This is a genomic window from Roseateles sp. P2_H4 (assembly GCF_056403315.1).
The window spans coordinates 1-25,411 of record NZ_JBFUFR010000028.1 but is presented as its reverse complement, the minus strand read 5'-3'; the positions used below and the strand labels follow the sequence as shown (position 1 = coordinate 25,411).

General features: G+C 68.0%; 30 protein-coding genes. 17 read left to right on the top strand and 13 right to left on the bottom strand.

Annotated features, from left to right (window positions below; genetic code table 11):
* Positions 1 to 2: 2 nt before the first annotated feature.
* The 4 genes from araH to AC1DW3_RS20365 are packed head-to-tail and all read left to right on the top strand — an operon-like array spanning position 3 to position 3,853.
* On the top strand, positions 3 to 983 hold the full coding sequence (gene araH / locus AC1DW3_RS20380; RefSeq protein WP_477934284.1) for an L-arabinose ABC transporter permease AraH: 981 nt from the start codon (positions 3 to 5) through the stop codon (positions 981 to 983).
* Positions 976 to 2,136 carry a glycosyl hydrolase 53 family protein gene (locus AC1DW3_RS20375; protein WP_477934282.1) on the top strand — a complete coding sequence of 387 codons (1,161 nt, stop codon included), beginning with the start codon at positions 976 to 978 and terminating at the stop codon, positions 2,134 to 2,136. The genes araH and AC1DW3_RS20375 overlap by 8 nt, the downstream gene beginning before the upstream one ends.
* Positions 2,133 to 2,903, top strand: coding sequence for an SDR family oxidoreductase (locus AC1DW3_RS20370; RefSeq protein ID WP_477934280.1), 771 nt, complete (start codon positions 2,133 to 2,135; stop codon positions 2,901 to 2,903). The genes AC1DW3_RS20375 and AC1DW3_RS20370 overlap by 4 nt, the downstream gene beginning before the upstream one ends.
* Positions 2,900 to 3,853, top strand: a complete 954-nt coding sequence (locus tag AC1DW3_RS20365) for a LysR family transcriptional regulator (RefSeq protein ID WP_477934278.1) — start codon at positions 2,900 to 2,902, stop codon at positions 3,851 to 3,853. The genes AC1DW3_RS20370 and AC1DW3_RS20365 overlap by 4 nt, the downstream gene beginning before the upstream one ends.
* Before the next feature lie 113 nt (positions 3,854 to 3,966).
* On the opposite strand, the gene AC1DW3_RS20360 is transcribed toward AC1DW3_RS20365, so the two are convergent.
* From AC1DW3_RS20360 to AC1DW3_RS20345, 4 genes are all read right to left on the bottom strand, one after another.
* Complete coding sequence (locus tag AC1DW3_RS20360; RefSeq protein WP_477934276.1) at positions 3,967 to 4,413, bottom strand: GntR family transcriptional regulator; 447 nt, start codon at positions 4,411 to 4,413, stop codon at positions 3,967 to 3,969.
* A gap of 243 nt (positions 4,414 to 4,656) precedes the next feature.
* A complete protein-coding gene (locus tag AC1DW3_RS20355; RefSeq protein WP_477934274.1) occupies positions 4,657 to 5,073 on the bottom strand; it encodes a putative quinol monooxygenase in 417 nt (138 codons plus the stop codon).
* Between the two features lie 37 nt (positions 5,074 to 5,110).
* A complete protein-coding gene (locus AC1DW3_RS20350) occupies positions 5,111 to 6,385 on the bottom strand; it encodes a low temperature requirement protein A (RefSeq protein ID WP_477934272.1) in 1,275 nt (424 codons plus the stop codon).
* A gap of 126 nt (positions 6,386 to 6,511) precedes the next feature.
* On the bottom strand, positions 6,512 to 7,420 hold the full coding sequence (locus AC1DW3_RS20345) for a LysR family transcriptional regulator (protein ID WP_477934270.1): 909 nt from the start codon (positions 7,418 to 7,420) through the stop codon (positions 6,512 to 6,514).
* 136 nt (positions 7,421 to 7,556) lie between these two features.
* On the opposite strand from AC1DW3_RS20345, the gene AC1DW3_RS20340 reads away from it, so the two are divergent.
* The 8 genes from AC1DW3_RS20340 (at position 7,557) to AC1DW3_RS20305 (ending at position 14,426) form a co-directional block, all read left to right on the top strand.
* Positions 7,557 to 7,856 (top strand): superoxide dismutase, encoded by a 300-nt coding sequence (locus tag AC1DW3_RS20340; RefSeq protein WP_477934269.1) that lies wholly within the window; start codon positions 7,557 to 7,559, stop codon positions 7,854 to 7,856.
* A 31-nt stretch (positions 7,857 to 7,887) separates the two neighbouring features.
* Complete coding sequence (locus AC1DW3_RS20335; protein WP_477934267.1) at positions 7,888 to 8,799, top strand: alpha/beta hydrolase; 912 nt, start codon at positions 7,888 to 7,890, stop codon at positions 8,797 to 8,799.
* A 15-nt stretch (positions 8,800 to 8,814) separates the two neighbouring features.
* Positions 8,815 to 9,510 (top strand): type 1 glutamine amidotransferase domain-containing protein, encoded by a 696-nt coding sequence (locus AC1DW3_RS20330; protein ID WP_477934265.1) that lies wholly within the window; start codon positions 8,815 to 8,817, stop codon positions 9,508 to 9,510.
* 19 nt (positions 9,511 to 9,529) lie between these two features.
* Positions 9,530 to 10,567, top strand: coding sequence for an amidohydrolase family protein (locus tag AC1DW3_RS20325; protein WP_477934263.1), 1,038 nt, complete (start codon positions 9,530 to 9,532; stop codon positions 10,565 to 10,567).
* Between the two features lies 1 nt (position 10,568).
* A complete protein-coding gene (locus tag AC1DW3_RS20320) occupies positions 10,569 to 11,618 on the top strand; it encodes an NAD(P)-dependent alcohol dehydrogenase (protein WP_477934261.1) in 1,050 nt (349 codons plus the stop codon).
* A 332-nt stretch (positions 11,619 to 11,950) separates the two neighbouring features.
* Positions 11,951 to 12,166: a helix-turn-helix domain-containing protein gene (locus tag AC1DW3_RS20315; protein WP_477934259.1), complete on the top strand. Its 216-nt coding sequence runs from the start codon at positions 11,951 to 11,953 to the stop codon at positions 12,164 to 12,166.
* On the top strand, positions 12,163 to 13,584 hold the full coding sequence (locus AC1DW3_RS20310) for a dihydrolipoyl dehydrogenase (protein ID WP_477934257.1): 1,422 nt from the start codon (positions 12,163 to 12,165) through the stop codon (positions 13,582 to 13,584). Before AC1DW3_RS20315 ends, AC1DW3_RS20310 begins: the two co-directional genes overlap by 4 nt.
* A gap of 74 nt (positions 13,585 to 13,658) precedes the next feature.
* Positions 13,659 to 14,426: an SDR family NAD(P)-dependent oxidoreductase gene (locus AC1DW3_RS20305; RefSeq protein ID WP_477934255.1), complete on the top strand. Its 768-nt coding sequence runs from the start codon at positions 13,659 to 13,661 to the stop codon at positions 14,424 to 14,426.
* A 3-nt stretch (positions 14,427 to 14,429) separates the two neighbouring features.
* Here AC1DW3_RS20305 and AC1DW3_RS20300 read toward each other — a convergent pair whose 3' ends face one another.
* Positions 14,430 to 15,440, bottom strand: coding sequence for a zinc-dependent alcohol dehydrogenase family protein (locus AC1DW3_RS20300; RefSeq protein ID WP_477934253.1), 1,011 nt, complete (start codon positions 15,438 to 15,440; stop codon positions 14,430 to 14,432).
* A gap of 78 nt (positions 15,441 to 15,518) precedes the next feature.
* On the opposite strand from AC1DW3_RS20300, the gene AC1DW3_RS20295 reads away from it, so the two are divergent.
* Complete coding sequence (locus tag AC1DW3_RS20295; RefSeq protein WP_477934251.1) at positions 15,519 to 16,421, top strand: LysR family transcriptional regulator; 903 nt, start codon at positions 15,519 to 15,521, stop codon at positions 16,419 to 16,421.
* 10 nt (positions 16,422 to 16,431) lie between these two features.
* Positions 16,432 to 17,202 carry an exodeoxyribonuclease III gene (xth, locus tag AC1DW3_RS20290; RefSeq protein WP_477934249.1) on the top strand — a complete coding sequence of 257 codons (771 nt, stop codon included), beginning with the start codon at positions 16,432 to 16,434 and terminating at the stop codon, positions 17,200 to 17,202.
* A 9-nt stretch (positions 17,203 to 17,211) separates the two neighbouring features.
* Here the strand turns inward: xth and AC1DW3_RS20285 are convergent, their stop codons facing one another.
* From AC1DW3_RS20285 to AC1DW3_RS20270, 4 genes are all read right to left on the bottom strand, one after another.
* Positions 17,212 to 17,421 (bottom strand): DUF4287 domain-containing protein, encoded by a 210-nt coding sequence (locus AC1DW3_RS20285; protein WP_477934247.1) that lies wholly within the window; start codon positions 17,419 to 17,421, stop codon positions 17,212 to 17,214.
* Positions 17,422 to 17,480: 59 nt separating this feature from the next.
* On the bottom strand, positions 17,481 to 18,128 hold the full coding sequence (locus AC1DW3_RS20280; protein WP_477934245.1) for a CatA-like O-acetyltransferase: 648 nt from the start codon (positions 18,126 to 18,128) through the stop codon (positions 17,481 to 17,483).
* Between the two features lie 119 nt (positions 18,129 to 18,247).
* Entirely contained in the window at positions 18,248 to 18,601 is a 354-nt protein-coding gene (locus AC1DW3_RS20275; protein ID WP_477934244.1) for a hypothetical protein, read from the bottom strand.
* 188 nt (positions 18,602 to 18,789) lie between these two features.
* The gene (locus AC1DW3_RS20270; RefSeq protein WP_477934242.1) at positions 18,790 to 19,518 is read right to left on the bottom strand and encodes a helix-turn-helix transcriptional regulator; all 729 of its coding nucleotides are present in this window, start codon (positions 19,516 to 19,518) and stop codon (positions 18,790 to 18,792) included.
* A gap of 87 nt (positions 19,519 to 19,605) precedes the next feature.
* Between AC1DW3_RS20270 and AC1DW3_RS20265 the strand changes: the two genes are divergently transcribed.
* Positions 19,606 to 20,022, top strand: coding sequence for a hypothetical protein (locus AC1DW3_RS20265; RefSeq protein ID WP_477934240.1), 417 nt, complete (start codon positions 19,606 to 19,608; stop codon positions 20,020 to 20,022).
* A 68-nt stretch (positions 20,023 to 20,090) separates the two neighbouring features.
* Positions 20,091 to 20,645 carry a PaaI family thioesterase gene (locus AC1DW3_RS20260; RefSeq protein ID WP_477934238.1) on the top strand — a complete coding sequence of 185 codons (555 nt, stop codon included), beginning with the start codon at positions 20,091 to 20,093 and terminating at the stop codon, positions 20,643 to 20,645.
* Here AC1DW3_RS20260 and AC1DW3_RS20255 read toward each other — a convergent pair.
* The 3 genes from AC1DW3_RS20255 to edd all read right to left on the bottom strand — a co-directional run bounded on the left by AC1DW3_RS20255 (position 20,642) and on the right by edd (position 23,805).
* Positions 20,642 to 21,187 (bottom strand): MOSC domain-containing protein, encoded by a 546-nt coding sequence (locus AC1DW3_RS20255; RefSeq protein ID WP_477934236.1) that lies wholly within the window; start codon positions 21,185 to 21,187, stop codon positions 20,642 to 20,644. The genes AC1DW3_RS20260 and AC1DW3_RS20255 overlap by 4 nt on opposite strands.
* A complete protein-coding gene (gene eda, locus AC1DW3_RS20250; protein WP_477934234.1) occupies positions 21,184 to 21,807 on the bottom strand; it encodes a bifunctional 4-hydroxy-2-oxoglutarate aldolase/2-dehydro-3-deoxy-phosphogluconate aldolase in 624 nt (207 codons plus the stop codon). Before eda ends, AC1DW3_RS20255 begins: the two co-directional genes overlap by 4 nt.
* A gap of 168 nt (positions 21,808 to 21,975) precedes the next feature.
* Entirely contained in the window at positions 21,976 to 23,805 is a 1,830-nt protein-coding gene (gene edd, locus AC1DW3_RS20245; RefSeq protein ID WP_477934233.1) for a phosphogluconate dehydratase, read from the bottom strand.
* 128 nt (positions 23,806 to 23,933) lie between these two features.
* On the opposite strand from edd, the gene AC1DW3_RS20240 reads away from it, so the two are divergent.
* Positions 23,934 to 24,557, top strand: a complete 624-nt coding sequence (locus AC1DW3_RS20240; RefSeq protein ID WP_477934231.1) for a gamma-glutamylcyclotransferase — start codon at positions 23,934 to 23,936, stop codon at positions 24,555 to 24,557.
* 1 nt (position 24,558) lies between these two features.
* On the opposite strand, the gene AC1DW3_RS20235 is transcribed toward AC1DW3_RS20240, so the two are convergent.
* On the bottom strand, positions 24,559 to 25,167 hold the full coding sequence (locus tag AC1DW3_RS20235) for a nucleotidyltransferase family protein (protein ID WP_477934229.1): 609 nt from the start codon (positions 25,165 to 25,167) through the stop codon (positions 24,559 to 24,561).
* Between the last annotated feature and the right edge of the window lie 244 nt (positions 25,168 to 25,411).

The window sequence follows — 25,411 nt, the reverse complement described above, 5'->3', positions numbered from 1 at the left end:
GCATGAACACGACCACTCTCACAACCCGCCCCGCCATGTCCACCACGTCCCGCGCCCTGCTCAAGGAACACAGCATGACGTTGGGCTATGCCCTGCTCTTCGTCGTGCTGGCCTTCTCGGTGGAGAACTTCTTCTCCTCGGCCAATATCGTCGGCCTCTTGCTGTCGGTCGCCCAGATCGGCATGGTGGCCTGCACCATGATGCTGTGCCTGGCCTCGCGGGACTTCGACCTGTCCGTCGGCTCGACCATCGCCTTCGCGGGCGTGCTCGGTGCCATGGTGCTGGAGCGCACCGGCAGCATCGGCCTGGCCATCGGTGGCGGGCTGCTGGCCGGCGCTCTGATCGGCGCGGGCAATGGCGTGCTGATCGCCTACCTGCGCGTCAACGCGCTGATCGCCACGCTGGCCACCATGCTGATGGTGCGGGGCCTGGCCTTCATCGCCTCGCAAGGCCAGGCCGTGGGCATTGCCGACGAGGGCTTCATCTCCTTCGGTGACACGGCCTTCTTCGGCCTGCCGCTGCCGATCTGGATGACGGCCCTGTGCTTCCTCATCTTCGGCGTGCTGCTCAACCACACGGTGTTCGGCCGCAACACGCTGGCCATCGGCGGCAACCCCGAGGCCGCGCGGCTGGCCGGCGTGAAGGTCGAGAGGCTGCGCGTGTGGATCTTCCTGCTGCAGGGCGTCGTCACGGCGCTGGCTGGGCTGATCCTGTCGGCCCGCATCACCAGCGGCCAGCCCAATGCCGCCACCGGCTTCGAGCTGGACGTGATCTCGGCCTGCGTGCTGGGCGGCGTGTCGCTGCAGGGCGGCAAGGCGCGCATCTTCGGTGTCGTCATCGGCGTGCTCATCATGGGCACGGTCGAGAACGTGATGAACCTATTGAACGTCGACGCGTTCTATCAGTACCTCGTCCGTGGCCTGATCCTGCTGGCCGCGGTGCTGCTGGACCAGCTGAAGACCCGGGGCGAGCGCCGTGCTTGATCGGCGCACGCTGCTGGCCTCCGCGCTCGCGAGCGCGCTGCCGGCGCATGCCACCACGCCCTTCCTGGCCGGCGGCGACATCTCCGCGCTGACCTGGATGGAACGCGCCGGTGCCGTCTACCGCGACCGCGATGGCCAGCCGGGCGACTGCCTGGCCCTGCTGAAGCGCTACGGCCACAACATCGTCCGCATCCGCCTCTACGACCACACCGGCCCGGGCACGGGCGCCGACGGCTGGTACTGGCCCGAGGGCTCCATGGACCTGCCCGACGTGCTGGCCCTGGCCCGCCGCGCCAAGGCGCAGGGCATGCAGATCCAGCTGACGCTGCACTACAGCGACTTCTGGACCAATTCCAAGACCCAGGACCCGCCCCATGCCTGGCGCCGCGAGCTGAGCAAGCTGCCCGACGATGCCGCGCGCTTCGAGCGTCTGCTGGCCCTGGTCGAGGCGCGCAGCCGCGAGGTCGTGAAGGCCATGGTGGACCAGGGCACGTCGCCCGAGTTCGTGTCGCTGGGCAACGAGATCGAGGCGGGCACGCTCTATCCCTGGGGCCGCACCGACAACTGGAAGCAGCTCGGTGCGCTGCTGAAGGCCGGCCACGCTGGCGTGAAGGCCGCCCACCCGGCCGCGAAGATCGTGCTGCACCTGGACGACGGCGGCAACGAAGCCAAGTACCGCGACTGGTTCGACCACGCGCGCGAGCAAGGCGTGAAGTGGGACGTCATCGGCGCGTCCTACTACCCCTTCTGGACGAAGAAGAACGTCAGCCAGCTCGTCAGCTTCTGCGCAGCCGTCACGACCCGCTACGACAGCGATCTGCTCGTCATGGAGGCCGGCTTCAACTTCGCGCCCAAGCGCCACGACGGCTGGCCCGGCCAGCTCGAGCACAACGGCCCCTACCCGGCCCGCATGAGCAGCCCCGAGGGCCAACGCGACTTCATGGCCGAGCTGCTCGGCGCCTGCAAGGCCGCGCCGCGCGTGCTGGGCGTTCTCTATTGGGACCCCATCATGATCGCCAACCGCAAGGTCGGCTGGGCGCTGAAGGAAGGCTCCGGCGAGCCCGGCCCCAACGTCGTCTCCAACACCACCCTTTTCGACTTCCAGGGCCGGGCCCTGCCCGTGCTCGACATCTGGAAGCGCTACACCCAATGAGTTCTCTTCGTCTGCAAGGCAAGGTCGCGCTGGTGACCGGATCCACCCAGGGCATCGGCAAGGCCGTCGCCCGCCTCTTCGTCGCCGAGGGCGCCAAGGTCATCCTCAACGGCCTGGCGGCCGACGAGGCGCTGGGCGCTGCGTTGGTACAGGAACTGGGCGACGACAACGCGCTTTTCATCGCCACCGACATCGCCGACGAAGCCGCAGTGCGCGCCATGGCTGCACGCGGCGCCGAGCGCTTCGGCACCATCAATGTGCTGATCAACAACGCCGGCATGGACGTCTTCAGCGAGCCGCTGGCGATGACGACGGCGCAATGGCAGCGTTGCTTCGCCGTGGACCTGGACGGCGCCATGCACTGCAGCCGCGCCGTGCTGCCCGGCATGCTGGAGCAAGGCGGCGGCAGCATCGTCAACGTCGCCTCCGTCCACGGCCACCGCATCATCCCCAACGCCTTCCCCTACCCGGTCGCCAAGCATGCGCTGATCGGCATGACCAAGGCGCTGGGCATCCAGTACGCGGCGCGCAATGTGCGGGTCAACTCGATTTCGCCGGGGCTGATCCTGTCCGAGCGCGTCGTCGAATGGCTGGCCAACTCGCCCGAGGACGCCAGGCGCCAGATCGAGTTGCTGCCGCCCAAGCGCATCGGCGAGCCCATCGAGGTTGCCTACACTGCCCTCTTCCTCGCCAGCGATGAAGCCCGCTTCATCAACGCCACCGACATCCTCATCGATGGCGGCCGTTCGCAGCTCTATCACGAATGACAGATCCCCGTTCGGACCGCTTCGTCCGCTCCCACCTGAAAACTCGCCAGCTTGTCTTGCTGGTGGAACTGGGGCGGCACGGTTCGATCCTGCATGCGGCCCAGGCGGCCAATCTGACCCAGCCGGCCGCGTCCAAGCTGCTGGCTGATCTTGAACACGCGCTGGGCGTCAAGCTCTTCGAGCGCCTGCCGCGCGGCGTGGCGCCGACCTGGTATGGCGAGGTCATGATCCGCCGCGCCGGTGCAGCCCTGGCTGAACTGGACGCCGGCCACCAGGAGGTCATGGAGCTGCTGTCGGGCCTGTCCGRTCGCGTCGCCGTCGGGGCGGTGCTGACGCCTTCGACGACGCTCTTGCCCGCCGCCATCGTGCTGCTGAAGGCCCGCCAGCCGCGCGTGCACGTGGCCATCACGGTGGACACCAGCAAACCGATGATCCAGCACCTGCAGAGCGGCGAGCTGGACCTCGTCATCGGCCGCGTGCTGGACAGCGAGTCCGCCGCCCAGCTGAGCTTCGAGCCGCTGACGGACGAGCCCCACAGCCTCGTCGTGCGCGCCGACCACCCGCTGGCGGGCCGCAGCGATTTGAGCCTGCCCGAACTGGCGCGCCAGAGCTGGATATTGCCGCCCGGCGGCAGCATCCTGCGCGACCGCCTGACCGCCCTCTTCCTGTCCGCCGGCCTGGACCAGCCGCAGGAGACCGTCGAGACGCTGTCCCTGCCCGTCGTGACCAGCCTGCTGAGCCAGTCCGACATGGTGTCGGCCCTGCCCGAGGAGCTGGTGCGCCCCTACCTGGAGGCCGGCCTCTTGACGGTGCTCAACTTCGACCTCGGCCTGCGCATGGACGCCTACGGCATCGTCACCCGCCGCGGCCACCAGCTGTCGCCCGGCGCCGAGCTGATGCTGGCCTGCCTGCGCGAGGAAGCCGCGCGGCGCGGGCTGCACAGCAAGTGACGCTGCAGCAGCCGCCAGCTGCGCGAATTGCCGGCCGTCGTCGCCCATAGTAGTTGTCGAGCTGGCTCCGCCGCTGGAAGAACTGGCGCTCTATGCGCCGGTCAGTTCCCGGCTCATGGCGAGCCAGCCGAAGCTGGCCCGGCAGATCTGGCTGGGGCTGTGCCGTCGGGGTCGTGAGCGAGACCCGGAGCGCCGGCTGCTTCCCTACCCCAACGACTGAGGCCGCCCAGATCGGCGGTCGATAGGCCGAGCCGCTTCAGCTTCGCCTGAAGTGCGGGCCACTCCTCATCGAGCACGCGCTCTCGCTCGCTGCGCAGCAGCCGTGACTTCGCCCCTGCAGCCAGACGGTAGCCCTCGTTGGGCAGCATCTCGACCACGCCCTCGCTCGCCAGGCGAGCGAGCGCGCGAGCCACCACCAACGGGTTCACCAGAAAGTGGCGGGCCAGTTCGCTCACCGCTGGGAACTCGCGGTCATCGAAATGGCCCTCAAGCAATTGGTGAGCGATCTGGTCGGCGACCTGCTGGAAGATGGGCCGTTCGGCACGCCATGCGGAACTCATCGCGGCTCCAACCCGCCGCCGCTTGAACCGGCTCGCGCCGGATGCCGCCCGGGCAGATGGGCGTCGAGAGAAGCTGGCGTCACTGGGAACTCCTGAAAGCCATGATGGGCGTTGAGTGCTGTCGCACTGGCAACTTCCATTTGGTGCTGGCTCAGGATCCGTCAATGGGGTGGTTGCTTCCGAACCAGTGAGAGCCAAATTCGCCAATGCGCAGTGGCCTCATTCCCGTCGGCAGCGCCACCACTATGGCTTGGCTCCGAGCACAACCGGCACCGTGTCGATCAAGCGGCGAGACACCACCATGGGCAAGGTCGTTTCAAAGAACTTCCTGAAGTGCGCGGTCTGGATGTGCTGTGCGTAGGCTTCTTCGTCTGCGTAGATCTCGAAGACGTGTATGTGGGTGGGCCGCTCCCGTTCAGCCACGGCGTAGAGGGCCAGGACCTTCGGCTCGGTCCGCACTGCAGCTTTGACGCCCTCCGCGAGGGCTTCCTTGAAGGCCTCGAGTTGCGCCGAATCAATCTCAAGCTCGGCGATTCTGATGAAGGGCATCTTTGACTCCACGGCGTTGGCGCTGCCTGAAAGGACCAGCATGAAGAGTGTCGATGCGACGGCAATGGCGACGGCCCGCGTGCTCATGAGTGACGGCTTGAAATTCCACACGGCGTCCATTCCTTCTGTCGGCGTTCTGCCTGCGCGTTCAGCGCACCGCGAATCGTTCAGGTCGCAACCGGCGGTCGCGCGTGATCCAGGTGAGCATCATGGCCGGCCCGGTAGCCAGCAGCAGCAACCCCCAGGCAAGCGCAAGGCCCTGCGAGACCAGGGCGGCTGCCGAGATCGACGTGAGGAGGACGGGCAGCAGGTAGATGGGCGTGCGGGCGTCTCGCCTCGTTGTCCACCCACCCAACCACCAGAGCGTGGACAGAAACAGGATCACCGTGCCTGCGACCAGGCTGATCGCGAAAACGGGGCCGACGTGTTCATGCGAAGCCAGCTCGGCCTGGGGCTGGGCCTCTGAACTACTCAGCGCGTCGACGACGACCTCCAGCACGCCACCCAGGATCGCCAAGGCGGCGAAGACGATGGCGTGGCCGTAGCCCCAGACGAAACCGCGCTCGCGGCGGTGGTGCAGCACCTGCGCGAATGGCACCAGGAAGTAGGCCCACCAGAGCCCCATGATCAGTCCCACGATGCCGAGGGCGACAGCGGCCAGATCGAGAGACCAGCCCTGCACGGCCAGCACGCCCGCCAAGGCGTTCGCGGCGGCCATCATGCATTCACCGAGAAGGATGATGGTGAACAGACCATAGCGCTCGGCGACATGGTGCGGATGCCAGGGTGTTTCGCCGGCGCGGGCTGCCCAGACAGGGACGGCGAGTTCCAGCGCCACCAGGACACAAAACGTCGGAAACAGCCAGTCGGCCGGCAACAGCATCACCCGCGCGACCCACAGCACCTGGATCAAGGCGATGGCGACGGCGTAGCGGCGACAGGTGCCGCGGCGCTCGGGATGTTCCAGGGATGCACGCCACCATTGGGCAACCAACACAGCGCGCATCAGGAAGAAGCCGACGCCACCCGCGGCACCACCGTCGACGGCCTGCGGGATGCCGGCCGCGATCAGCAGCACGCCGATCATCTGGACCAGCGTTGCAAAGCGAAACGGCAGGTCGTCGGTGTCGTAGGCACTGGCGAACCAGGTGTAGCTCATCCACGGCCACCAGATCGCAAAGAACGACTGGGCGAAGGAGAGGCTTGCCTCGCCGATGTCGGAACTGATCAAGCCGTGATGCAGCCGCGAGGCAGCGGCTGCCACCGCGACGACGGCCGTCAGGTCGAAGAGCAGTTCCAGCGGCGTGGAGGCGCGGTGAGACTCGTGCGTGTCCCGGCCTTGCATGCGGTGCCTCAGCGCCAGCGGCGGCGGCAGCGCGATCGGCGGCTGTTTCGATGGAACGGCGTCTGGCTCGGAACTCATGTCAACGGGCGACCTCAGCAGACCAAAGATCCTAGGTGGCCGCTCGGGAGTCCATTGGAGAAAGGAGGTCGCGGCTGATGCGCCGCCACGTCTACAAGGTCTGGACCTTCAAACGCTCAAGAGGCGCTAGCGTTCGACGGCGCCCGGAAGCCTGGACACCAGCGTGTCGATCGCCAGGCGCAGACGCAAGGGCATGTGCTGGCTGACCGGCCAAAGCGCATGGCATTCAACCGACGCATGCGGGCGCTCCTCGAAGAGCGCGACGAGGCTACCGTCTTGCAGACTGTCCCGAACGAGCCAATGCGGCAGCCATGCGATCCCGAGCCCGGCCGCAGCCGCGTCGGCGACGACCGCAAGGTCATCAAAACGGAAACGGGAACTCAAGGTGACCTCGATCAACTTGCCTTCGACGTCCGGCAGGGTCCAGGGCTGCACATAGTCGGCCCGCCAGTACAGCAGGGCGTCATGCCCATCGAACGACTGGGTGTCGGCGGGATGGCCGCGCGCCGCGAGGTAGTGCGGCGAGGCGCACAACACCTTTTTCTGGCTGCTCAGCCGGCGACTGCGCAGCTGCCCCGTCGCCGGCCCCAACTTGCCGTTGCGGATCGCGAGATCGATGCGCTCGGCAACGATGTCCGTAGGGCGGTCGCTGAAGCACAGGTCGAGTTCCAGTTTCGGGTGTTCGCGCGCCAGCTCCAGCAGGATGGGTGCCACGCAAAGCCGACCGAACAGCACGGGCATCGCGACCCGCAGCCGCCCGCTGACCTCATGCCGCCCGGATTCAAGCAGCGCCTCCGCCGAGCGAAGCTCATCCATGGCACGAACGCAGCGCTCGTAATAGATCTGGCCGTCTTCGGTCAGGCTCAGCGCCCGCGTCGTGCGGTGAAAGAGCCGCACGCCCAGCCGGGTTTCGAGCCGTGCAATGGCCTTGGCCACTGCGGAACGCGTCAACGCCAGCCGCTCCGCGGCGCGCGCAAAGCCACCGGCATCCACCGTTTCCACAAAAACCGCCACGCCGTCGAGTCTGTCCAGCATCGTTCTATTGTCGAATTTAGGGAATCATAACCAAGAAGTTAATGCGCCACTGGCGAATTCAAGGCGACCGTAGCATGCCGCAATGCGTCCCGCCGACGGGACCCACCTGATCCGTTCTTACACAAGGAACCACCGCATGAAACTGCTTTGTCTCGACATTCCCCAGCCCGGCGCCACGTTGGAACAGTACCAACCCCATTTGCAGGACGAGGCCCGCCACGGCTGGCAGCTCTACAAGAACGGCATCGTCCGTGACATCTATTTCCGCCAGGACCGCCCGGGCGTTGCCATCCTCGCCGAGGCCGAGTCCGTGGAATCCGCCAGGAAGGCCCTGGACGAGTTCCCGTTGGCCAAGGCCGGCCTCATCGGCTGGGATGTCATCCCGCTGGGCCCGTTCCTGAACTGGGAAATGCTTTTCGCCGCCGGCAACGCCTGACCCTTCAAGCACTGCTTTCAGGAGGTTCTGCATGGTCCAAGCCATCTCGTTTGCGAATCGAGCGATCCAGCTCGCAGGGCACCTTCATCTGCCGGACGACTTCCGGGAAGACAGGCAATACCCCGCCCTCGTCGGCATTCACCCCGCCGGCGGCGTGAAGGAACAGACGATAGGCCTGTATGCCAAGCGGCTGGCGGCAAATGGCTTCGTCGTCATCGTCTTCGACGCCTCCTACCAGGGCGCGAGCGGCGGCGAGCCCCGCCTGCTGGAGGACCCATCGGTGCGCGTGGAAGATGCCCGCGCCGCCGCGGACTTTCTCTCGACGCTTCCCTACGTCGACGTGGAGCGCATGGGGGTCTTCGGTGTGTGCGCCGGCGGCGGCTACGCGCTCGCCGTCGCCCAGTCGGAGCGCCGATTCAAGGCGGTGGGCGTCGTCAGCGCCACGCCGATGGGCGAGGCAGCCAGGACCGTTGTCGGCAACCCCATCCCCGTTGCCGCCTTGATTGGAACGTTGGAAGCGACGGCGCAGCAGCGCACGGCGGAAGCCAGGGGTGCAGAACCCCTTTACGCCCCGTTTGTTCCCGAGCAGCTGGAAGACATCGACGACGACACGCCGACCTTTCTTCGGGAAGCCTACGACTACTACCGCACACCGCGGGGCCAGCACCCCAACTCCAAGGGCCGTTTCCTGATGACCAGCCTCGACAAGATGCTGGCCTTCACGGTCTTCCACCTGATTCCGGATCTGCTGACCCAGCCGCTGCTGCTGATTGCCGGGAGCATCGCCGACACCAAGGTCTACAGCGAGCAGGCGTTCGCACTGTCGAAAGGCCCGAAAGAACTGTTCGTCATCGAAGGTGCCACCCACGTCGCGCTCTACGACCGGCCCGAATACGTGGATCAGGCGATCGCCAAGCTCGTCCCCTTCTTCAGCAACCTGTGATCACAGCCATCGCCCATGAACCAACAAGCCTCTGAACTCAAGCCCATCCTCTTCGTCGTCACCAGCAACCCGGTCAAGGGGGCGACGGGCATCCCCACCGGCTTCAATCTGGCGGAGGTCACCCACCCGCTGGAGAAGCTGCAGCAAGCCGGCATCCGCGTCGAGATCGCCTCCATCCAGGGCGGCGCGGCGCCGCTCGACGGGCTGGAGGACATGAAGGACCCGGTGATCGCCCGCTATTGGGCGGATGCCGAATTCCGCCACGCCATTGCCAACACGCTGCGCATCGATGACGTCGACCCCGCGCGCTACTCGGCGGTCATGTTCGCGGGCGGCCACGGCACGATGTGGGACTTCCCCGACAGCGCCGGCGCGCAGAAGGTCATCCGCGAGATCGACGCGGCGGGCGGCATCGTCAGCGCCGTGTGCCACGGCCCGGCGGCCCTGGTCAATGCGCGCCGTGCCGACGGCAGCCTGCTGGTGGCGGGCAAGCGTGTGGCGGCCTTCACCGATGGCGAGGAAGAGGAAGTCCAGTCCACCCACGTCGTGCCCTTCCTGCTGGCCTCCACGCTCAACGAGCGCGGCGCGTTGCACCAGGACTCGCCCAACTGGTCCAACAAGGTGGTGGTCGACGGCCGGTTGATCACGGGCCAGAACCCGCAGTCCGCCGCCAGCCTCGGCGAAGCCCTGCGCGACGCGCTGCTGGCGTGATCGGCCGCCGGGGCACGGCATGAAGCTGATCTGCGTCGAAGAGCATGTGCTCGACCCCGCCATCGGCGCGGCGTCGCAAAGCCTCGTGCGTGCCCAGGCACCGTATCTGCCCGATTGGGGCAGCCGCGTCATCGACGGCCAACAGGTGGCCGCCCCCGGCCGCCCGCATGTCGTCGCACCCAGCGAGTCGGCGCGCAAGGCGCTGGACATGGGTGCGGCCCGCCTGGCCGACATGGATGCGGCAGGCATAGCCATGCAAGTCCTCTCCTACGGCGGCTTCCCGCAGCTGCTGCCGGCCGCGCAGGCCATAGATCTGAACCGCGCCGCCAACGACAAGCTGGCCACGGCCGCGCAGGCCCACCCTTCGCGATTCGCCGGGTTCGCCACACTGCCCTGGCAGGCGCCCGAGGCCGCCGCGCGTGAGCTGGAGCGGGCCGTGAAGGAACTGGGCCTCAAGGGGGCCCTCATCAACGGGCGCCCCGGCGAGACCTTCCTGGATGACCCGCGCTACGCGCCCATCCTCGCCGCCTTCGATGAACTGAACGTACCGCTGTACGTTCACCCCGGCCTGCCGCTGCCGGCCGTGCAGGCGCCGTACTACGGCGGCCTCGAGCGCGAGCTCAGCGCACGCCTGTCGATGTTTGCCTGGGGTTGGCACAACGAGGCCGGCATCCAGGTCGTGCGCATGCTGCTGGCCGGCGTGTTCGACCGCTACCCCGGCTTGCAGGTCATCAGCGGCCACTGGGGCGAGATGGTGCCCTTCTTCCTGCAAAGGCTGGAGGACGCCATCCCTCAACAAGCCTCCGGCCTGAAGCGCCCCATCGTGCAGACCTACCGCGAGCATGTCCATGTGTCGCCCAGCGGCATGCTCACCTTGCCGCACTTCCGGTTCATCCATGCGCTGATGGGCGCGGAGCGCATCCTGTACTCCATCGACTACCCCTACCAGAGCCTGCACGGCGCGCGCGACTTCATCGAGGGCCTGCCGGTCGGCGACACGGACAAGGCCCTCATCGCCCACGGCAACGCCGAGAGATTGCTCGGTTTGGGGACCTGAATTGAACGTACTCGGCTACGCAGCGCATTCCGCCACCGAACCCCTGGCGCCGTTCGCCTTCGAGCGGCGCGAGCCACGGCCCGATGACGTGGTCATCGACATCCTGTACTGCGGCGTCTGCCACACCGACCTGCACCTGGCACGCAACCACCGCGGCTTCACGACCTACCCCCTCGTGCCCGGCCACGAGATCATCGGCCGCGTCTCGCGCGTCGGCGCCAGCGTCACCCGCGTCAAGCCCGGCGACACCGTCGGCGTTGGCTGCATGGTGGACTCCTGCCGCCGTTGCCTGGCTTGCGACAGCGACCACGAGGAACACTGCGCGCAAGGCCCGACCTTCACCTACGGCAGCACCGATCGTCACGACGGCAGCCGCACCTTCGGCGGCTACTCCGAGCGCATCGTCGTGTCGGACCGTTTCGTGCTGAACGTGCCCGCCGGCCTTGACCTGGCCGGCGCCGCGCCGCTGCTGTGCGCAGGCATCACCACCTGGTCGCCGCTGCGCCGCTGGAACATCGGCCCGGGCAGCCAGGTGGCCGTCGTCGGCCTTGGCGGCCTGGGCCACATGGCGCTCAAGCTGGCCAAGGGCCTCGGCGCCGAGGTCACGCTGTTCACCCGTTCACCGGGTAAGGAAGAAGACGCGCGGCGCCTGGGCGCCGACCATGTTGTTGTCTCGACCGACGGCGCGCAGATGGCCGCGTTGGCCGGCCGCTTCGACCTGATCCTGGATACGGTGCCCTACGTCCACCCGCTCGCCGTCTACCTGCCGACGCTGCGCTTCAACGGCGCCCTGGTTCTGGTCGGTTACATGGGGCCGCTGGACGAGGCCTTCGACACCTCGCCCCTCGTCTACGGCCGCCGCGCCGTCGCGGGCTCCTTCATCGGCGGCATCGCGGAGACACAGCAGATGCTGGACTTCTGCGCCCAGCACGGCATCACTTCTGATATCGAGCTGATCTCCATGCAGCAGATCGATGTCGCTTTTGAACGCATGCTGAAGAGCGACGTGAAGTACCGCTTCGTCATCGACATGGCGTCCTTGCAACGCTGAGAGCATGCCGGGCTGATCAAGGCTTGCCCGCCAGCGGGATCTGCAGTTTCGTCGGCCGGTTCCCCTCGCAGTCGAAGCCGCGGTCGTCGACATGGCGGGCGCACGACCTCGTCCACCTGAGCCAGCAAGCCGAAGGGCGCGAAGTGCCTGCCGAAGACACTCAGCGTGCCACCCACCTCCCAGCGCGCATAGCCCTGGGCGGCGACCTGGTTCAGCACGTCGGCAAAGCCCTGCAACAGCGGCGTGACGCTACAGGACCCAGGGCACGCGCTAGCCCAAATCGGCAAAACGTGGGGCCGCGGGGCCAAGGCCCGACGGCTATCCTATCCCGCATGGCGATCCGCCTCGACGTGTTCAACGACTTCCATCTGCGCAGCCTCAGGCTCAACGCCGTGCGTCGCCGGCTTCTGGCGACACTGACCGCCAAGCTCAGCGTGTCCCAGGCTGCAGGCGACGCCGGCTTCGGGCAGCTGAGCCATTTCGGCTCGCGCTACCGCGAACTCTTCGGCGAGCTGCCCTCGCAAACCTTCAGAAAGCCCCTGCCATGACCCTTCAATGCGACGTGGCCATCATCGGCGCCGGCACGGCCGGCATGGCCGCCTACCGCGCGGCACGCGTGCACACCGACAAGGTGCTGCTCATCGAGGCGGCCCACTACGGCACGACCTGCGCCCGGGTCGGTTGCATGCCGAGCAAGCTGCTGATCGCCGCGGCCGAGGCGGCGCAGACCGTGCGCGAGGCGCACCGCTTCGGCGTGCAGGCCGAGGCGCCGCGCATCGATGGCCGTGCCGTCATGCAGCGCGTGCGCAGCGAGCGCGACCGCTTCGTCGGCTTTGTGCTGGAGACCATCAATGGCTGGCCCGAGGCGACGCGGCTGTTCGGTCGAGCGCGCTTCATGGGGCCGAACACCCTGGACGTCGACGGCCAGCGTGTCACGGCCAAGCGTGTCGTCATCGCGACCGGTTCGCGGCCCTTTGTCCCGGCGGGCTGGCGCGAGCGCCTGGGCGCCAAACTCCTCGTCAATGACGACGTGTTCGACTGGGTCGATCTGCCGAAGTCGCTCGCCGTCGTCGGTGCCGGCGTCATCGGCCTGGAGCTGGCCCTGGCCCTGCACAAGCTGGGCGTGCGCGTGCGCCTGTTCGCGCGCGGCAACCGCGTCGGCCCGCTGACCGACCCCGAACTGCAGGCCCTGGCCCAGCAACTGTTTGCCGCAGACCTGCCGCTGACGCTGAATGCCGCCAACCTGGACCCGGTGCTGGAAGGCGACCAGGTCCTCATCGGCGGCGAGCGCTTCGAGGCCCTGCTCTGCACGGCCGGGCGCCAGGCCAATCTCGACGACCTGGGGCTGGAGACGCTGAACCTGCCGCGCGACGCCGAAGGCCATCCTGAGATCGACCGCCACACCAGCCAATGGGGCGGCATGCCGGTCTTCATCGCCGGCGACGTGACCAACGACCGGCCGCTGCTGCACGAGGCTGCCGACGCCGGTCGCATCGCCGGCGACAACGCGGCGCGCTGGCCCGATGTGCACCGCCGCCCGCGCCGCGCACCGCTGGCCATCGTCTTCAGCGAGCCGCAGATCGCCATTGCCGGTGCCAGCCACGCCGAGCTGCTGGCCACGGGCCGCGAGTTCGACACCGGCCGCGTCAGCTTTGCCGACCAGGGCCGCAGCCGCGTCATGCTCGTCAACCGTGGCGGCCTGCACGTCTACGCCGAGCGCGGCACGGGCCGGCTGCTGGGTGCGGAGATGATCGGCCCGGCAGCGGAACACCTCGGCCATTTGCTGGCCTGGAGCGTGCAGCGCGGCGATACGGTGCAGGACATGCTGGACTGCCCCTTCTATCACCCGGTCGTCGAGGAAGGCCTGCGCACCGCGCTGCGCCAGCTCAGCAGTGACCTGCACCTGCCGCCGCCGCCCATCGAGGACTGCCTGGACTGCGACACCTCGGCCGAGGTGGGCAACTGAACCTGACTTGATCGATCTCAAGCCTCGCGCTGGCTTGCGGCGCGACATTGAAGGGCAAGCTTCAGGAGATCGGCATGGACAGGCTCAAGGGCAAGGTGGTGGTCGTGACCGGCGGCGCGATGGGCATTGGCGAGGCGATCYGCCGGTTGATGGCGGCCGAGGGCGCCAGGGTGGCGGTCACCGACCTCGATGACGAGCGCGGCGAGGCGGTCGCCGTGGCGATACTGGCCCGCGGTGGCCAGGCCGCCTACTGGCATCTGGACGTCAGCGACGAGGCCCAGGTCAGGCGCGTCTTTGGCGCGGTGGGGCAGCGCTTCGGGCCGATCTCGGTGCTCGTCAACAACGCCGGCATCGCCGGGCCCAACAAGCCCACGCACGAGCTCAGCGTGGAGGAGTTCGAGCGCGTGATGGCGGTCAATGTGCGCGGCGTCTTCCTCGGCACCAAGCATGTCATCGCGCAGATGCGCGAGGCGGGCGGCGGCAGCATCGTCAACCTGTCCAGCATCTACGGCCTCGTCAGCGCGCCGGACGTGCCGCCCTACCACGCCAGCAAGGGCGCCGTGCGCATGATGACCAAGACCGACGCCCTGCTCTACGCCGCCGACCGCATCCGCGTGAACAGCGTCCACCCCGGCTTCATCTGGACGCCCATGGTCGACGGTTTCCTGAAGACCCAGGTGGACCCGGCCGCCGCCAAGGCCGCAACGGCCGCCCTGCACCCGCTGGGCCATATGGGCGATGCCGACGACATCGGCTGGGCCTGTGTCTACCTGGCCAGCGACGAAAGCAAGTTCGTCACCGGCAGCGAACTGGTCGTGGACGGCGGCTACACCTGCCGCTGAGGCTCAGCCCGCCAGCACGTCGACGACGACCTTGCCCCGCGCCTGCCCGGTCGCGACGAGGCCATGGGCCTCGCCGGCCGAGGCCAGCGTGAAGCGGCGCGCATCCACGCGCGGCGTCAGCAGGCCGGCGTCCACCAGTGCCGCGGCCTCGGCCAGGATGCGGCCGTGTGCCTCGCGGCCCTCGCCGCTCAACAGCGGCAGCAGCGTGAACACGCCCGAGTAGGTCGCCGCCCGGAAGGACAGCGGCGCCAGGCTGTGCGTGCCCCAGCCCAGGATGCTGACAACATGGCCGCCATAGTGCCGCGCGGCGCTGAATGACGCGTCCAGCACCGCGCCGCCGACGGCATCGAAGACGACGTCGAAGCCCCGGCCGGCTGTGTGCTGGCCGACATAGTCCGCCACCGTCTCGCTGCGGAAGTCGATGGGCGTGGCGCCCCAGGAACGCACAAGCTCGAAGTCCTCGGCCGCGACGGTTGCGAACACCTCGGCGCCACGCGCGTGCGCCAGTTGCACGGCCGCATGGCCGACGCCGCCGGCGCCGCCCTGCACCAGCACCTTCTGGCCGGCCTGCACCTGGGCGCGGTCCACCAGCCCTTCCCAGGCCGTGATGATGGCCAGCGGCAGCGCGGCAGCCTCGCGCATCGACAGCCGTGTGGGCTTGCGCGCCAGCAGGCGGGCGTCGACAGCGATGAACTCGGCCAAGGTCCCCTGCAAGCCACCGATGCCACCGGCCATGGCGTAGACCGCGTCGCCCGGCTGCCAGCCCGTCACGCCCGAGCCCACCTTTTCGATGACACCGGCCATGTCGATGCCGAGCACCGCCGGCAGCGGCTGGCGCGCATGGGCGGCCTGGCCGGCGCGGATCTTGGTGTCCAGCGGGTTGACGCCGCTGGCATGGATGCGCACCAGCACCTGGCCTGCGGCGGGCTCCGGCAGCGGCATGTCGACGGCGACGAAATCGCCGCCGGCTTGGTTCACGCGCAGGGCGCGCATCGCGGGGGCAAGTCGGTTCATGAGGACTCCTGGGTGGTTGATGAGAGGAGTTTTGTTCATGCGACAACGAATGAAAACCAACGAGTCTGCAGGTCGGTCATGCAATTTCGTATGCTCACCGGCATGGACTGGGATGACATCAAGGTCTTTCTCGCTGTCGCACGCGCCGGCTCGCTGGGCGGTGCGGCGCGGGCGCTGGGCCAATCCCAGCCCACCATGGGCCGGCGGCTCAAGGCCTTCGAGGGGAGGCTGGGCACGCCGCTGTTCCAGCGCGGCCCGGCGGGTTTCGTGACGACCGATGCCGGCGCCGAGGTGCTGGCCCATGCCGAGCGCATGGAGGACGAGGCCCTGGCTTTCGAGCGCCGGCTGGCGGGCCAGGAGGCCGAGCTGGAAGGCCTGATCCGCGTGTCGTCGTCCGACTGGTTCGGCGTGCATGTGCTGGCGCCGGTGCTCGCGAGTTTCCAGGCGCGCCATCCGCGGGTCGTCATCGAGCTGATCACCGACTCGCGCCTCTTCAACCTCGCCCGCCGCGAGGCCGACCTGGTGTTCCGCATCCGGCCCTTCGAGGGCGCCGAGGTCGTGCAACGGCGGCTGATGACGCTCGACTACGCGCTCTACGGCGCCGCGGGCGAGACGCCACCGATTTGGGGCGATGGCAGCGGCACCGAACTGATCACGATGGACGCCGCCTTTGCCGAGATGCCCGATGTGCAATGGCTGCAGCGCGTGCTGCCGCAGGCCCGCGTCGCCATGCGCAGCAACAACCGGGAGGTGCAGGCCGCGCTGTGCGCCGCCGGCCGCGGTTGGACGGTACTGCCCTGCCCTCTCGGCGACGCCCACCCGGGCCTGGTGCGCGCCACCCTGCCCGAGGCACCGCCCAGCCGCGAGGTCTATCTCGGCTATCACCGCGATCTGCGTCGGCTCGGGCGCCTGCAACAGCTTGTCGCCCATGTCGTGGCCCAGCTTGCGCCGGTCACAATGCCCGCCAACCCCAAGCCCTGAGACCCTCGCGATGAAGAAGTTCGCCACCTGGAACGTCAACTCCCTCGCCGTCCGCCTGCCCCAGGTGCTGGACTGGCTGGCCGCCCACCCCGTCGATGCGCTGGTGCTGCAGGAAACCAAGCTCACCGACGACAAGTTCCCGACCATGGAAATCGGCGAGGCCGGCTGGCAGGTGCAATGGTTCGGCCAGAAGACCTACAACGGTGTCGCGCTGATCAGCCGCGAACGCGCTGACGACGTCGTCAAGAACATCACCGGCTTTGCCGACGAGCAGGCCCGCGTCATCGCCGGCACGGTGGGTGGCGTGCGCGTCATCGGCGGTTATTTCCCCAACGGCCAGGCCCCGGACAGCGACAAGTTCACCTACAAGATGAACTGGCTGACAGGCCTGCGCGGCTGGCTGATCGAGGAGATGAAGCAGCACCCCGAGCTGGTGCTGATGGGCGACTTCAACATCGCCCCCGAGGACCGCGACGTCTACGATCCCATCGCCTGGGCCGGCCAGATCCACTGCACGCCGCAAGAGCGCGAGCACTTCCAGCAGCTCATCAATCTCGGCCTGACCGACGCCTTCCGCCTCTTCGAGCAGCCGCCCAAGAGCTGGAGCTGGTGGGATTACCGCAACCTGGCCTTCCGCAAGAACCAGGGACTGCGCATCGACCACATCCTCGTCAGCGAGGCACTCAAAGGCCGCGTGACGGCCTGCGAGATCGACAAGCTGCCGCGCAAGAACGAGCGGCCCAGCGATCACGCGCCGGTGATCGTGACGATCGACGGCTGAGCCGGCGCGTTACTTCTTGGCCAGGAAGTAGGCCACCAACGCGTTGGCGTGGCCGTGGCCCATCTCGTGCTCGGCCTTGAGCTTGTTGACCAGCTCCATGTGCTTGAGCGGCCCCGCCTTGGCGATGACCTGCTCCCAGTGGGCGATGGGCTGGCCGTACTTCTTCTCGATGGACGGGGAGTAGGACGCTGGGCCTTTGACTTTCTCTTCGGCGGGCATGGGGTTCCTTTCGTTGCCTCTCAGACGACGATCGACGGGACGCGGATTCGACAACGTCGTCAGATCGCGTCCAGGCTGGCCTGCAGCCGCTCGAAGAAGCGGCCCACATGCACGCCATCGCACAGCGCGTGGTGCACGTCGATGGCGACGGGCATCAGCAGCCGGCCACCCTCCTCCTTGAAACGGCCAAAGGCCACCTTGGGCCTGTCGTCGCCCACACCGCGCGCATGGGTGAAGGCGGTGAAGGCCATCCAGGGCAGCGCGGTCATGTGCACCAGCGTCTCTTCGCGCACGTCGCCCGGATCGTCGGCCGCGAACAGGTCGCCGCTGGCCTGACGCACACGCTCCAGGTTCGGCCTGGCCCGGGCCGCGAACGCCGCCAGCGAGGCATCGCGCGGCAACGTGAGGAAGCCGAAGCTGCCATCGTCACGCAGCACCGTCGTGCTGGCATGGATGACGCCGAACTCGCGGACGCCGCGGCCCTCGTCGATGAGGGTCTGGCGCATCGCATCGATGCCGTTGGCGGCCTCCAGCGCGGCATGGTGATAGGCCAGCCAGGGCGTGGCGCCGTGCCGGGCGGCGCGTTCGCGCAGGCCGGTCACGTCGACCGGTGCGGTGATGCTGAAGGCCGGCTGGGCCATGGTGCGGAAATGCGCCAGCGCGGCGCGGCGCGGCCAGGAGTCGAGCGGGATGTCGCGGTCTTGCATGATTTGCCTCGGCCGACATGCTCGCATGCCGGGGGCCGCCCGCCCTCGAACTTCGAGGCGAAAAAATGAGCCCGGTCTGCCGAAGCAGGCGGGCTCGAAGGAGTTGATCGGGGGGCGCGTCAGTCGCTCAGTTCACCCAACTGGGACGGACGCATGCCGAAGTCATAGAGGGCGCGCCGGAGCTCCTCGGCGCGGTCTTCGCCGAGATCGGCGAAAAGACGGCTGTTGGGTGCGCTGCGGATCTGGCCGATCTGGTTGTAGCCCAGCGTCTTGGCGCATGCCAGCGTGCGCGACGTCAGCGGCAGGCATTCGAGCGGGGCCTGGTCGGCCAGGCTCAGCAACCGGGCATAGGTTTCGGCGGAGATCGACACGCTGACTGGGGTGGTGGGCACTGGGTTGGAACGCAGGGACTTTGCCGGATTGACCAAGGGCGCGGAGCTCGGATTCTGGAGCTGGTCGCCCTGGTAATTCATCGTCTCGATGCGGCCGGTGCAGTGCGGGTTTCCGCTCAGCCGCCGAAGCGGGGCACACCCAGGATGTCAAGAATGAAGTCGATGATTTCCATGGGTACTCCGGTGAGATGAGGTCAGCAATTCGCTGACCCGGACTGTCTCCGTTTTCATCCCCCTAGAAACCTAGCAAGTTTGCTAGGTTGTACCCGTCACAGCACACCGGCGGCCACGCACTTGAGCACCGCCTGGTGCTTGGATGTCACGCCCAGCTTGCGCATCGCGTTGCCGAGATGGAAGTTCACCGTCTTCTCGCTCATGCCCAGGATGACGCTGACTTCCCAGGCCGTCTTGCCCTGCGCCGTCCAGCTCAGCACGTCCAGTTCGCGCTTGGTCAGCTTGGGCAGATCCGCCGTGCTGAGCTTGGGGCCCAGCAGTCGGTCCGCTGCAGTCAGCGCGTGTGTTGCCAGCAGTTGCAAACCGGCAACCATCTGCATCAACTGCCCCCCGGCCTTGGGCAAGGCTTCGTCCCTGTCCACGCCGAGCACGAAGTGCTTGTCGCCGGGCAGGTGCAGCTTGACGGCAATGCCGGTCCTGTAGCCGTAGGGCGCCTGCATCTCCCACAGCTCGCCGACGCCCGCCGAGACATAGGTGGCCTGGTCGTAGACCACCGGCACGGTTTGCGTCATCAGGTGCTCCACCACGGGGTCCCTGAGGGCGTCGTTCTTGTCCTTGGCGGCTTCCAGATGGCCCGCAGGCGTGTTGCCATAGGTGGTGATCTGCATGGTGTCGTCCTTCAGGACGCCACGCATCAGCATGCCCGAGATGATGGGAAACCCCATGGCATCCGCCGTCTCGACAAGACGCCGCTCGAAGCTCGCGAAGTCCTGACTGAGACCGACGTCAATCAGCTGCTGATAGTTGATTTCGGGCTTGCCCATACCTGCCAAGTCTGCCAGCTTGTTCGGCACCGACGCTGACCAGAGACTGCGCTCCCGTTCGAATCACACGACAGAGAGGAGCCGTCTATGTCAACCCTGATCCAGTTGCCCGAAGGCAGTGTCTGCTGGCCCGTGGGCGCCCTGTCCAGCGCCGCCCAGGACGTGCGTCATGCCCGGACCCAGGTGCATCGCCAGCGCGGCGGCGAGTGCCGCCTCAGCGGTTCGACGCGCTGGGAGCGCTGCTATGCCGACGTCTGTGCGTGGGTGGAATGGGACTGGGTCGAGATCAGCGAAGGCACCATCGCGCAGGCCGACCCGCTCAACGTGCGCTCCAATGTGCTGCTGCTGAACGAACGCGGCCGCCCGCTGCTGTCGTCGCGCCGCCGCGCGACGCTGGCGACCCTGGTCTATCTGCTGCCCTGGCAGGGGCCGGTGCTGGACACGCTGAGGCTCGACGAGCCGGCCCGCCGCGGCGCCGCACCCGCCCAGCGCCTGGCAGCCTGAACACCGGTGACAGCGCAGGGCAAGGCCTTTGCGCAGAATGGGCGGCTTCATCGCTTGAAACCGCCGCCATGAGTTCTCCCTCCCCCGATGACAGCCTTGCCATCCTTGAAAGATGGCAGGCCGACGAGGCCGCCGCGCGGGCCCGCCAGCAGCAGGAGCCCGGCCTTGCATCACGCGCGATGCTGGCCGGCAAGACGGGCTTGCAGCAGATGCAGGCCATGCTGGCCGGCGAGGGGCCGCCGCCGCCGATCAGCCGCACGCTGGATTTCCTGCTGATCTCGGTGGCCGATGGCGAGGCCGTTTTCCAGGGGCGGCCGCAGTTCAAGCACTACAACCCGCTGGGCGGTGTGCATGGCGGGTGGTTCGCGACGCTGCTGGACTCGGCTCTGGGCTGCTCGGTGCACACGACCCTGCCGGTGGGCCGTGGCTACACGACGCTGGAGTTCAAGGTCAACCTGGTGCGGGCCTTGAGCGACAAGGTGCCGCTGGTGCGGGCCATCGGCCATGTGGTGCACCGCGGTCGTCAGGTGACGACGGCCGAGGCCGAGCTCGTCGGCCATGACGGCAAGCTCTACGCGCATGCGTCGACGACCTGCCTGCTGTTCGATCTGCCGTCGGCCTAGACGCGTTCCAGCCTGACATGCGGCAGCGGCGGCAGCCGCACCGCGATGCCGTCGCCTGGCTTCACGAGGCCGCCGGCCAGCACGATGCTCATGACACCGGCCTTGCGCACGACCTCGCCGTCGGCATCCTTGCCGACGACAGCCTTCAGCAGGCCGGTCTCGAAGTTCTCGATCTGCGGGCAGGGGTTGCGCAGGCCGGTCACGCGCAGCACGACATCGGCGCCGATGCGCAGTTCGGTGTCGCGCGGCAGTGCAAGCAGGTCGATGCCGCGCGTCGTGATGTTCTCGCCCAACTGGCCGGGCTGAACACCGAAGCTCTGAGCCGCCAGCTCGTCGAAGAGCTCGCCCTGGATCAGGTGGACCTGGCGCAGATTGGGCTGGGTCGGGTCCACGGCTACGCGCGAGCGGTGCTTGACGGTCACGCCGCAGTGGGCATCGTCTTCGACGCCCTGACCTTGGACGACGCGCAGTTCAGCCTGCTCGAACTTGGAAAAACTGTGCGTCGCGCTGGCCCAGACCGAGGCGACGACAGCGGCCGTCATGCGCGCAGCGCCGCGGCTTCCGAAGCCAGCCTGGTGATGCGCGCCCAGTCCTTGGCGTCCACCGCGTCCTGCGGCGTCAACCACGACCCGCCGCAGACCTTGACGTTGGGCAGCTTCAGGAACTGCGGCGCCGTCTCCAGCGAGATGCCGCCGGTCGGGCAGAAGGCCACATCCGGGAAGGGCCCGGCCAGCGACTTCAGCAGGTTGACGCCGCCGACGGCGACGGCCGGGAAGAGCTTCAGGAAACCGAAGCCGGCAGCATTGGCCTGCATGACTTCGGAGGCCGTCGACACGCCGGGCAGCAGCGGCAGGCCCGCGGCCTTGCAGGCGGCAGCCAGCGCATCGGTATAGCCCGGGCTGACGCCGAACTGGCAGCCGGCGTTCTTCGCGTTGGTCACGTCGATCGGGCTGCGCAGCGTGCCGGCGCCGACGATGGCGCCAGGCACCCTGGCCATGGCTTCCATGGCCTGCAGGGCAACGGGGGTGCGCAGCGTCACTTCGAGCACGCGCACGCCGCCGGCCACCAGGGCTTCGGCCAGCGGCACGGCGTCTTCCAGGCGCTGGATGACGATGACGGGAATGACGGGGCCGTGGCTGGCCAGGCTGAGCGTGTCAATCATTTGAGTTCTCCATGAGACCGGGGTATTTGGGCCGAGCGCTGGGCCGCTCCCGAGCCGGCCCGCTTGGCGAAGCTTGCGGCTCAATGCCGGAAGCTTCGGCGTCCCCTCGGGGGACCGACCAGGTTGGCGCGCGTTCAGCGCCGCAAGACTGGGCGAGGGGCCTCATTCTCACAACCAGGTGACAGCGCCCTCTTCGGCGCTCAGAACATTGCGGCGCAGGCCGGCGAAGAGTTCGCGGCCCAGGCCATGGGCGTTGACGTCGGCCTCGTCGGGATCCAGGGTAGCGACCTTGCGGGCCGCCCAGTCGGCATCACTGACCAGGGCGGCCAGCGTGCCGGTCAGCGCGCAGACGCGCACGACGTCGCCGTCGCGCAGCCTGGCCAGCGGGCCACCGGCCAGCGCCTCGGGGCTGACGTGGATGGCCGCGGGCACCTTGCCCGAGGCACCGCTCATGCGGCCGTCGGTGACGAGTGCGACCTTGAAGCCCTTGCCCTGCAGCACGGCCAGCGGCGGCGTCAGCTTGTGCAGCTCGGGCATGCCGTTGGCGTGCGGGCCCTGGAAGCGCACGACGACGATGACGTCGCKCTCCAGTTCACCGTTCTTGAACGCGGTCAGCATGGCCTCCTGCGTCGTGAAGATGCGGCAAGGCGCCTCGACCGTGTGGCGGTCCTCGGGCACGGCCGAGACCTTGATGACGGCGCGACCCAGGTTGCCGTCCAGCAGCTTGAGGCCGCCGGTCGCGCTGAAGGGCGCCTCGGCCGTGCGCACGACAGCGTCGTCGCCACTCGCGGCCGGCAGCGCCTCGCGCACGACTTCGCCGCCCTGCCCCACCGCGCGCGGCACGAAGGCATAGGGGCGCAGGCTGTCGCCGGCGACGCTCAGCACGTCCTCGTGCATCAGGCCGGCGTCCATCAGCTCGCGGATGACGAAGCCGGGGCCACCTGCGGCCTGGAACTGGTTCACGTCGGCACTGCCGTTGGGGTAGACGCGGGCCAGCAGGGGCACGACGGCGGACAGGTCGGAGAAGTCGGTCCAGTTGATCAGGATGCCTGCCGAGCGGGCCACGGCGACCCAGTGGATCAGGTGGTTGGTCGAGCCGCCGGTGGCCAGCAAGGCTGCCATCGCATTGACGATGCAGCGTTCGTCGACGACATGGCCGATAGGCTTGGCGGCGTGACCTTGAATGCGTCCGCTGATGTTCAGTGCCGTGCCGACGGCCTCGCGCGTCAGCGCCGTGCGCAGGTCGTCGTGCGGATGCACGAAGGCGCTGCCGGGCGTGTGCAGGCCCATGGCTTCGAGCAGCATCTGGTTGCTGTTGGCGGTGCCGTAGAAGGTGCAGGTGCCGGCGCCGTGATAGGCGGCCTGCTCGCTCTTCAGCAGCTCGTCGCGGCCGACCTTGCCCTGGGCGTAGAGCTCGCGGACCTTGGCCTTGTCGCTGTTGGAGATGCCGGAGCTCATCGGGCCGGCCGGCACGAAGACGCAGGGCAGATGGCCGAAGTGCAGCGCACCGATCAGCAGGCCCGGCACGATCTTGTCGCAGATGCCCAGCAGCAGGGCCGCGTCGAAGACATCGTGGGTCAGCGCGATGGCCGTGCTCATCGCGATGGTGTCGCGCGAGAACAGGCTCAGCTCCATGCCCGGCAGGCCTTGCGTGACGCCGTCGCACATCGCCGGCACGCCGCCGGCGACCTGCACCGTGGCGCCCAGGCGGTGCGCCTCGGCGCGAATCTGCTCCGGATAGCCCTCATAGGGCTGGTGAGCCGACAGCATGTCGTTGTAGGCCGTGACGACGCCCAGGTGGGGCGCCTTCTCGGCGACGATGCGCAGCTTGTCGTTGGACGGCAGCGCCGCGACCGCGTGGGCGACGTTGGCGCAGCCCATGCGCTCGAAGCCGCGCTGGCGGCCGCTCATCTTGGCGATGCGGGCCAGGTAGTCGCCTCGCAGCTTGGCGCTGCGTTCGCGGATTCGTTCTGTAACTTGGATGAGTGTGTCGTGCATGCGGGTCTCCTGCGGCTCTCGTAACCGGCCCTTGGGAATTTAGGTAACCATATTACTTGTCTCCAGGGCCGCGCGGGTTACGGGCTGGGTACCAGTGAAACAAGTCTCGCCGTGACAAGATGGAGGCAATGGCGTCACAGGCAATCCATATTCCCCATGGCCCGGCGCGCAGCGCCCATTTGCTGCAGCGGACGACGGCCGAGTGGCGGGCCAGCGGCGAGGACCTGCTGCTGTTCGCCTACGGCTCGCTGATCTGGCGCCCCGAGTTCGAGTATGCCGAGGCGCTGGCGGCACGGGTGCTCGGCTTTCATCGCGTGCTGCGCATGCGCTCGCGGGTGAACCGGGGCTCGCCTCAGGAGCCCGGCCTGGTGCTGGCCTTGATCTCGGGCGGCAGCTGCCGCGGCCTGGTCTACCGCATCCCACGGGCGGTGGGCGAGGAGGTGCTGCCACGGCTGTGGGCACGCGAGATGCCCAACGGTGTCTACGAACCGCGCTGGCTGAACTGCGACACGCCCTCCGGCCGCTTGCGCGCGCTGGCCTTCACGCTGTCGCGCCAGAGCCCGAACTGGACCGGGCCGCTGCATGAGCCCGAGCTGCTGCACATTTTTCAGCACGCCAGCGGCCGCTATGGCACGACGCTGGACTATCTGCTGCGCACCGTTCAGGGTTTGCGCGAGCACGGCATCCGGGACATGGAGCTGGAACGCCAAGCCCACCTGGCGGCTCAGCACGGCTTGTGCGCGCCGCTTTGAATCAGCCGCGCAGCCGGGCGAGGTCTTCCTCGGTGTCGACGTCGACATGCACGCCGGGGTCGTCGACGGCGATCGGCTGCGCCGCATAGCGCGCGACGATGCGCCGCGCGCCTTCGTCGCCCTGCAGGGCCATCAGTTCGGAATAGAGCTCGGTGCCGAAGCCGACCGGGTGGCCCTGGATGCCGCGGTACTGGGCGTAGCAGACGGGGTAGCGCTCCAGGCCTTGGGCCACGGCCATGATGGTGGCCGGCTGCACCAGCGGCATGTCGGCCGGCAGGATGAGCCAGCCATCGGCATCGCCCGTCGCACTGACGCCGGCGACGATGGAATGGCCCATGCCTATGGGCTGGGGCCGGCCCTGGGCATCGCGATCCGGCAGGGTCACGACGTCACGCGCCGCGATCAGCTTGTGAACGGCGGGCGCCAGCGCCGTCGTCGTCACGACCACGACTGGCAGTTGCGTCGCGATGGCGTGGCGAAGGCTGCGCGCCAGCAAGGTATCTCCGCCGGGCGTGTTGCCCAGATGCTGCTCGAGCTTGTGGCCCGAACCGCGGAAGCGTGAGCCGCGACCTGCGGCCAGCACGACGACGGCGGGGCGTCGCTTTGTCATTTGCTATTTGTCCTTCCAAACCCACTCGCCGCGCAACGGTCTGTGCCGTTTGCTGCAGTGCCACAAGCATGCCCAGTGGCACCGCGCTTGAAACTGGGACGTTCACTTAAGGGAAGGTCTGCATACGTAGGGAGGTCTTCAGGCCTGGCGTTTGGCCCGCGCCGGGGCGAGTTGCGGGGTGAGGCAAGGCGCCTGCGAGGCGTGTGGCGGGCCTACACAACGAGCAGGCAACGACGAATCACCC

Bases quoted from the DNA above. Each gene is read 5' to 3' on its own strand.
- AC1DW3_RS20360 (WP_477934276.1), bottom strand. From the start codon at position 4,413: ATGAGTTCCGCATGGCGTGCCGAACGGCCCATCTTCCAGCAGGTCGCC.
- AC1DW3_RS20235 (WP_477934229.1), bottom strand. From the start codon at position 25,167: ATGACAAAGCGACGCCCCGCCGTCGTCGTGCTGGCCGCAGGTCGCGGC.
- AC1DW3_RS20345 (WP_477934270.1), bottom strand. From the start codon at position 7,420: ATGCTGGACAGACTCGACGGCGTGGCGGTTTTTGTGGAAACGGTGGAT.
- AC1DW3_RS20285 (WP_477934247.1), bottom strand. From the start codon at position 17,421: ATGCCCGCCGAAGAGAAAGTCAAAGGCCCAGCGTCCTACTCCCCGTCC.
- AC1DW3_RS20295 (WP_477934251.1), top strand. From the start codon at position 15,519: ATGCAATTTCGTATGCTCACCGGCATGGACTGGGATGACATCAAGGTC.
- araH (WP_477934284.1), top strand. From the start codon at position 3: ATGAACACGACCACTCTCACAACCCGCCCCGCCATGTCCACCACGTCC.
- AC1DW3_RS20310 (WP_477934257.1), top strand. From the start codon at position 12,163: ATGACCCTTCAATGCGACGTGGCCATCATCGGCGCCGGCACGGCCGGC.
- AC1DW3_RS20265 (WP_477934240.1), top strand. From the start codon at position 19,606: ATGTCAACCCTGATCCAGTTGCCCGAAGGCAGTGTCTGCTGGCCCGTG.
- xth (WP_477934249.1), top strand. From the start codon at position 16,432: ATGAAGAAGTTCGCCACCTGGAACGTCAACTCCCTCGCCGTCCGCCTG.
- AC1DW3_RS20240 (WP_477934231.1), top strand. From the start codon at position 23,934: ATGGCGTCACAGGCAATCCATATTCCCCATGGCCCGGCGCGCAGCGCC.
- AC1DW3_RS20335 (WP_477934267.1), top strand. From the start codon at position 7,888: ATGGTCCAAGCCATCTCGTTTGCGAATCGAGCGATCCAGCTCGCAGGG.
- AC1DW3_RS20275 (WP_477934244.1), bottom strand. From the start codon at position 18,601: ATGAATTACCAGGGCGACCAGCTCCAGAATCCGAGCTCCGCGCCCTTG.
- AC1DW3_RS20300 (WP_477934253.1), bottom strand. From the start codon at position 15,440: ATGAACCGACTTGCCCCCGCGATGCGCGCCCTGCGCGTGAACCAAGCC.
- AC1DW3_RS20330 (WP_477934265.1), top strand. From the start codon at position 8,815: ATGAACCAACAAGCCTCTGAACTCAAGCCCATCCTCTTCGTCGTCACC.
- AC1DW3_RS20270 (WP_477934242.1), bottom strand. From the start codon at position 19,518: ATGGGCAAGCCCGAAATCAACTATCAGCAGCTGATTGACGTCGGTCTC.
- AC1DW3_RS20340 (WP_477934269.1), top strand. From the start codon at position 7,557: ATGAAACTGCTTTGTCTCGACATTCCCCAGCCCGGCGCCACGTTGGAA.
- AC1DW3_RS20255 (WP_477934236.1), bottom strand. From the start codon at position 21,187: ATGACGGCCGCTGTCGTCGCCTCGGTCTGGGCCAGCGCGACGCACAGT.
- eda (WP_477934234.1), bottom strand. From the start codon at position 21,807: ATGATTGACACGCTCAGCCTGGCCAGCCACGGCCCCGTCATTCCCGTC.
- AC1DW3_RS20325 (WP_477934263.1), top strand. From the start codon at position 9,530: ATGAAGCTGATCTGCGTCGAAGAGCATGTGCTCGACCCCGCCATCGGC.
- AC1DW3_RS20350 (WP_477934272.1), bottom strand. From the start codon at position 6,385: ATGAGTTCCGAGCCAGACGCCGTTCCATCGAAACAGCCGCCGATCGCG.
- AC1DW3_RS20260 (WP_477934238.1), top strand. From the start codon at position 20,091: ATGAGTTCTCCCTCCCCCGATGACAGCCTTGCCATCCTTGAAAGATGG.
- AC1DW3_RS20280 (WP_477934245.1), bottom strand. From the start codon at position 18,128: ATGCAAGACCGCGACATCCCGCTCGACTCCTGGCCGCGCCGCGCCGCG.
- AC1DW3_RS20370 (WP_477934280.1), top strand. From the start codon at position 2,133: ATGAGTTCTCTTCGTCTGCAAGGCAAGGTCGCGCTGGTGACCGGATCC.
- AC1DW3_RS20315 (WP_477934259.1), top strand. From the start codon at position 11,951: ATGGCGATCCGCCTCGACGTGTTCAACGACTTCCATCTGCGCAGCCTC.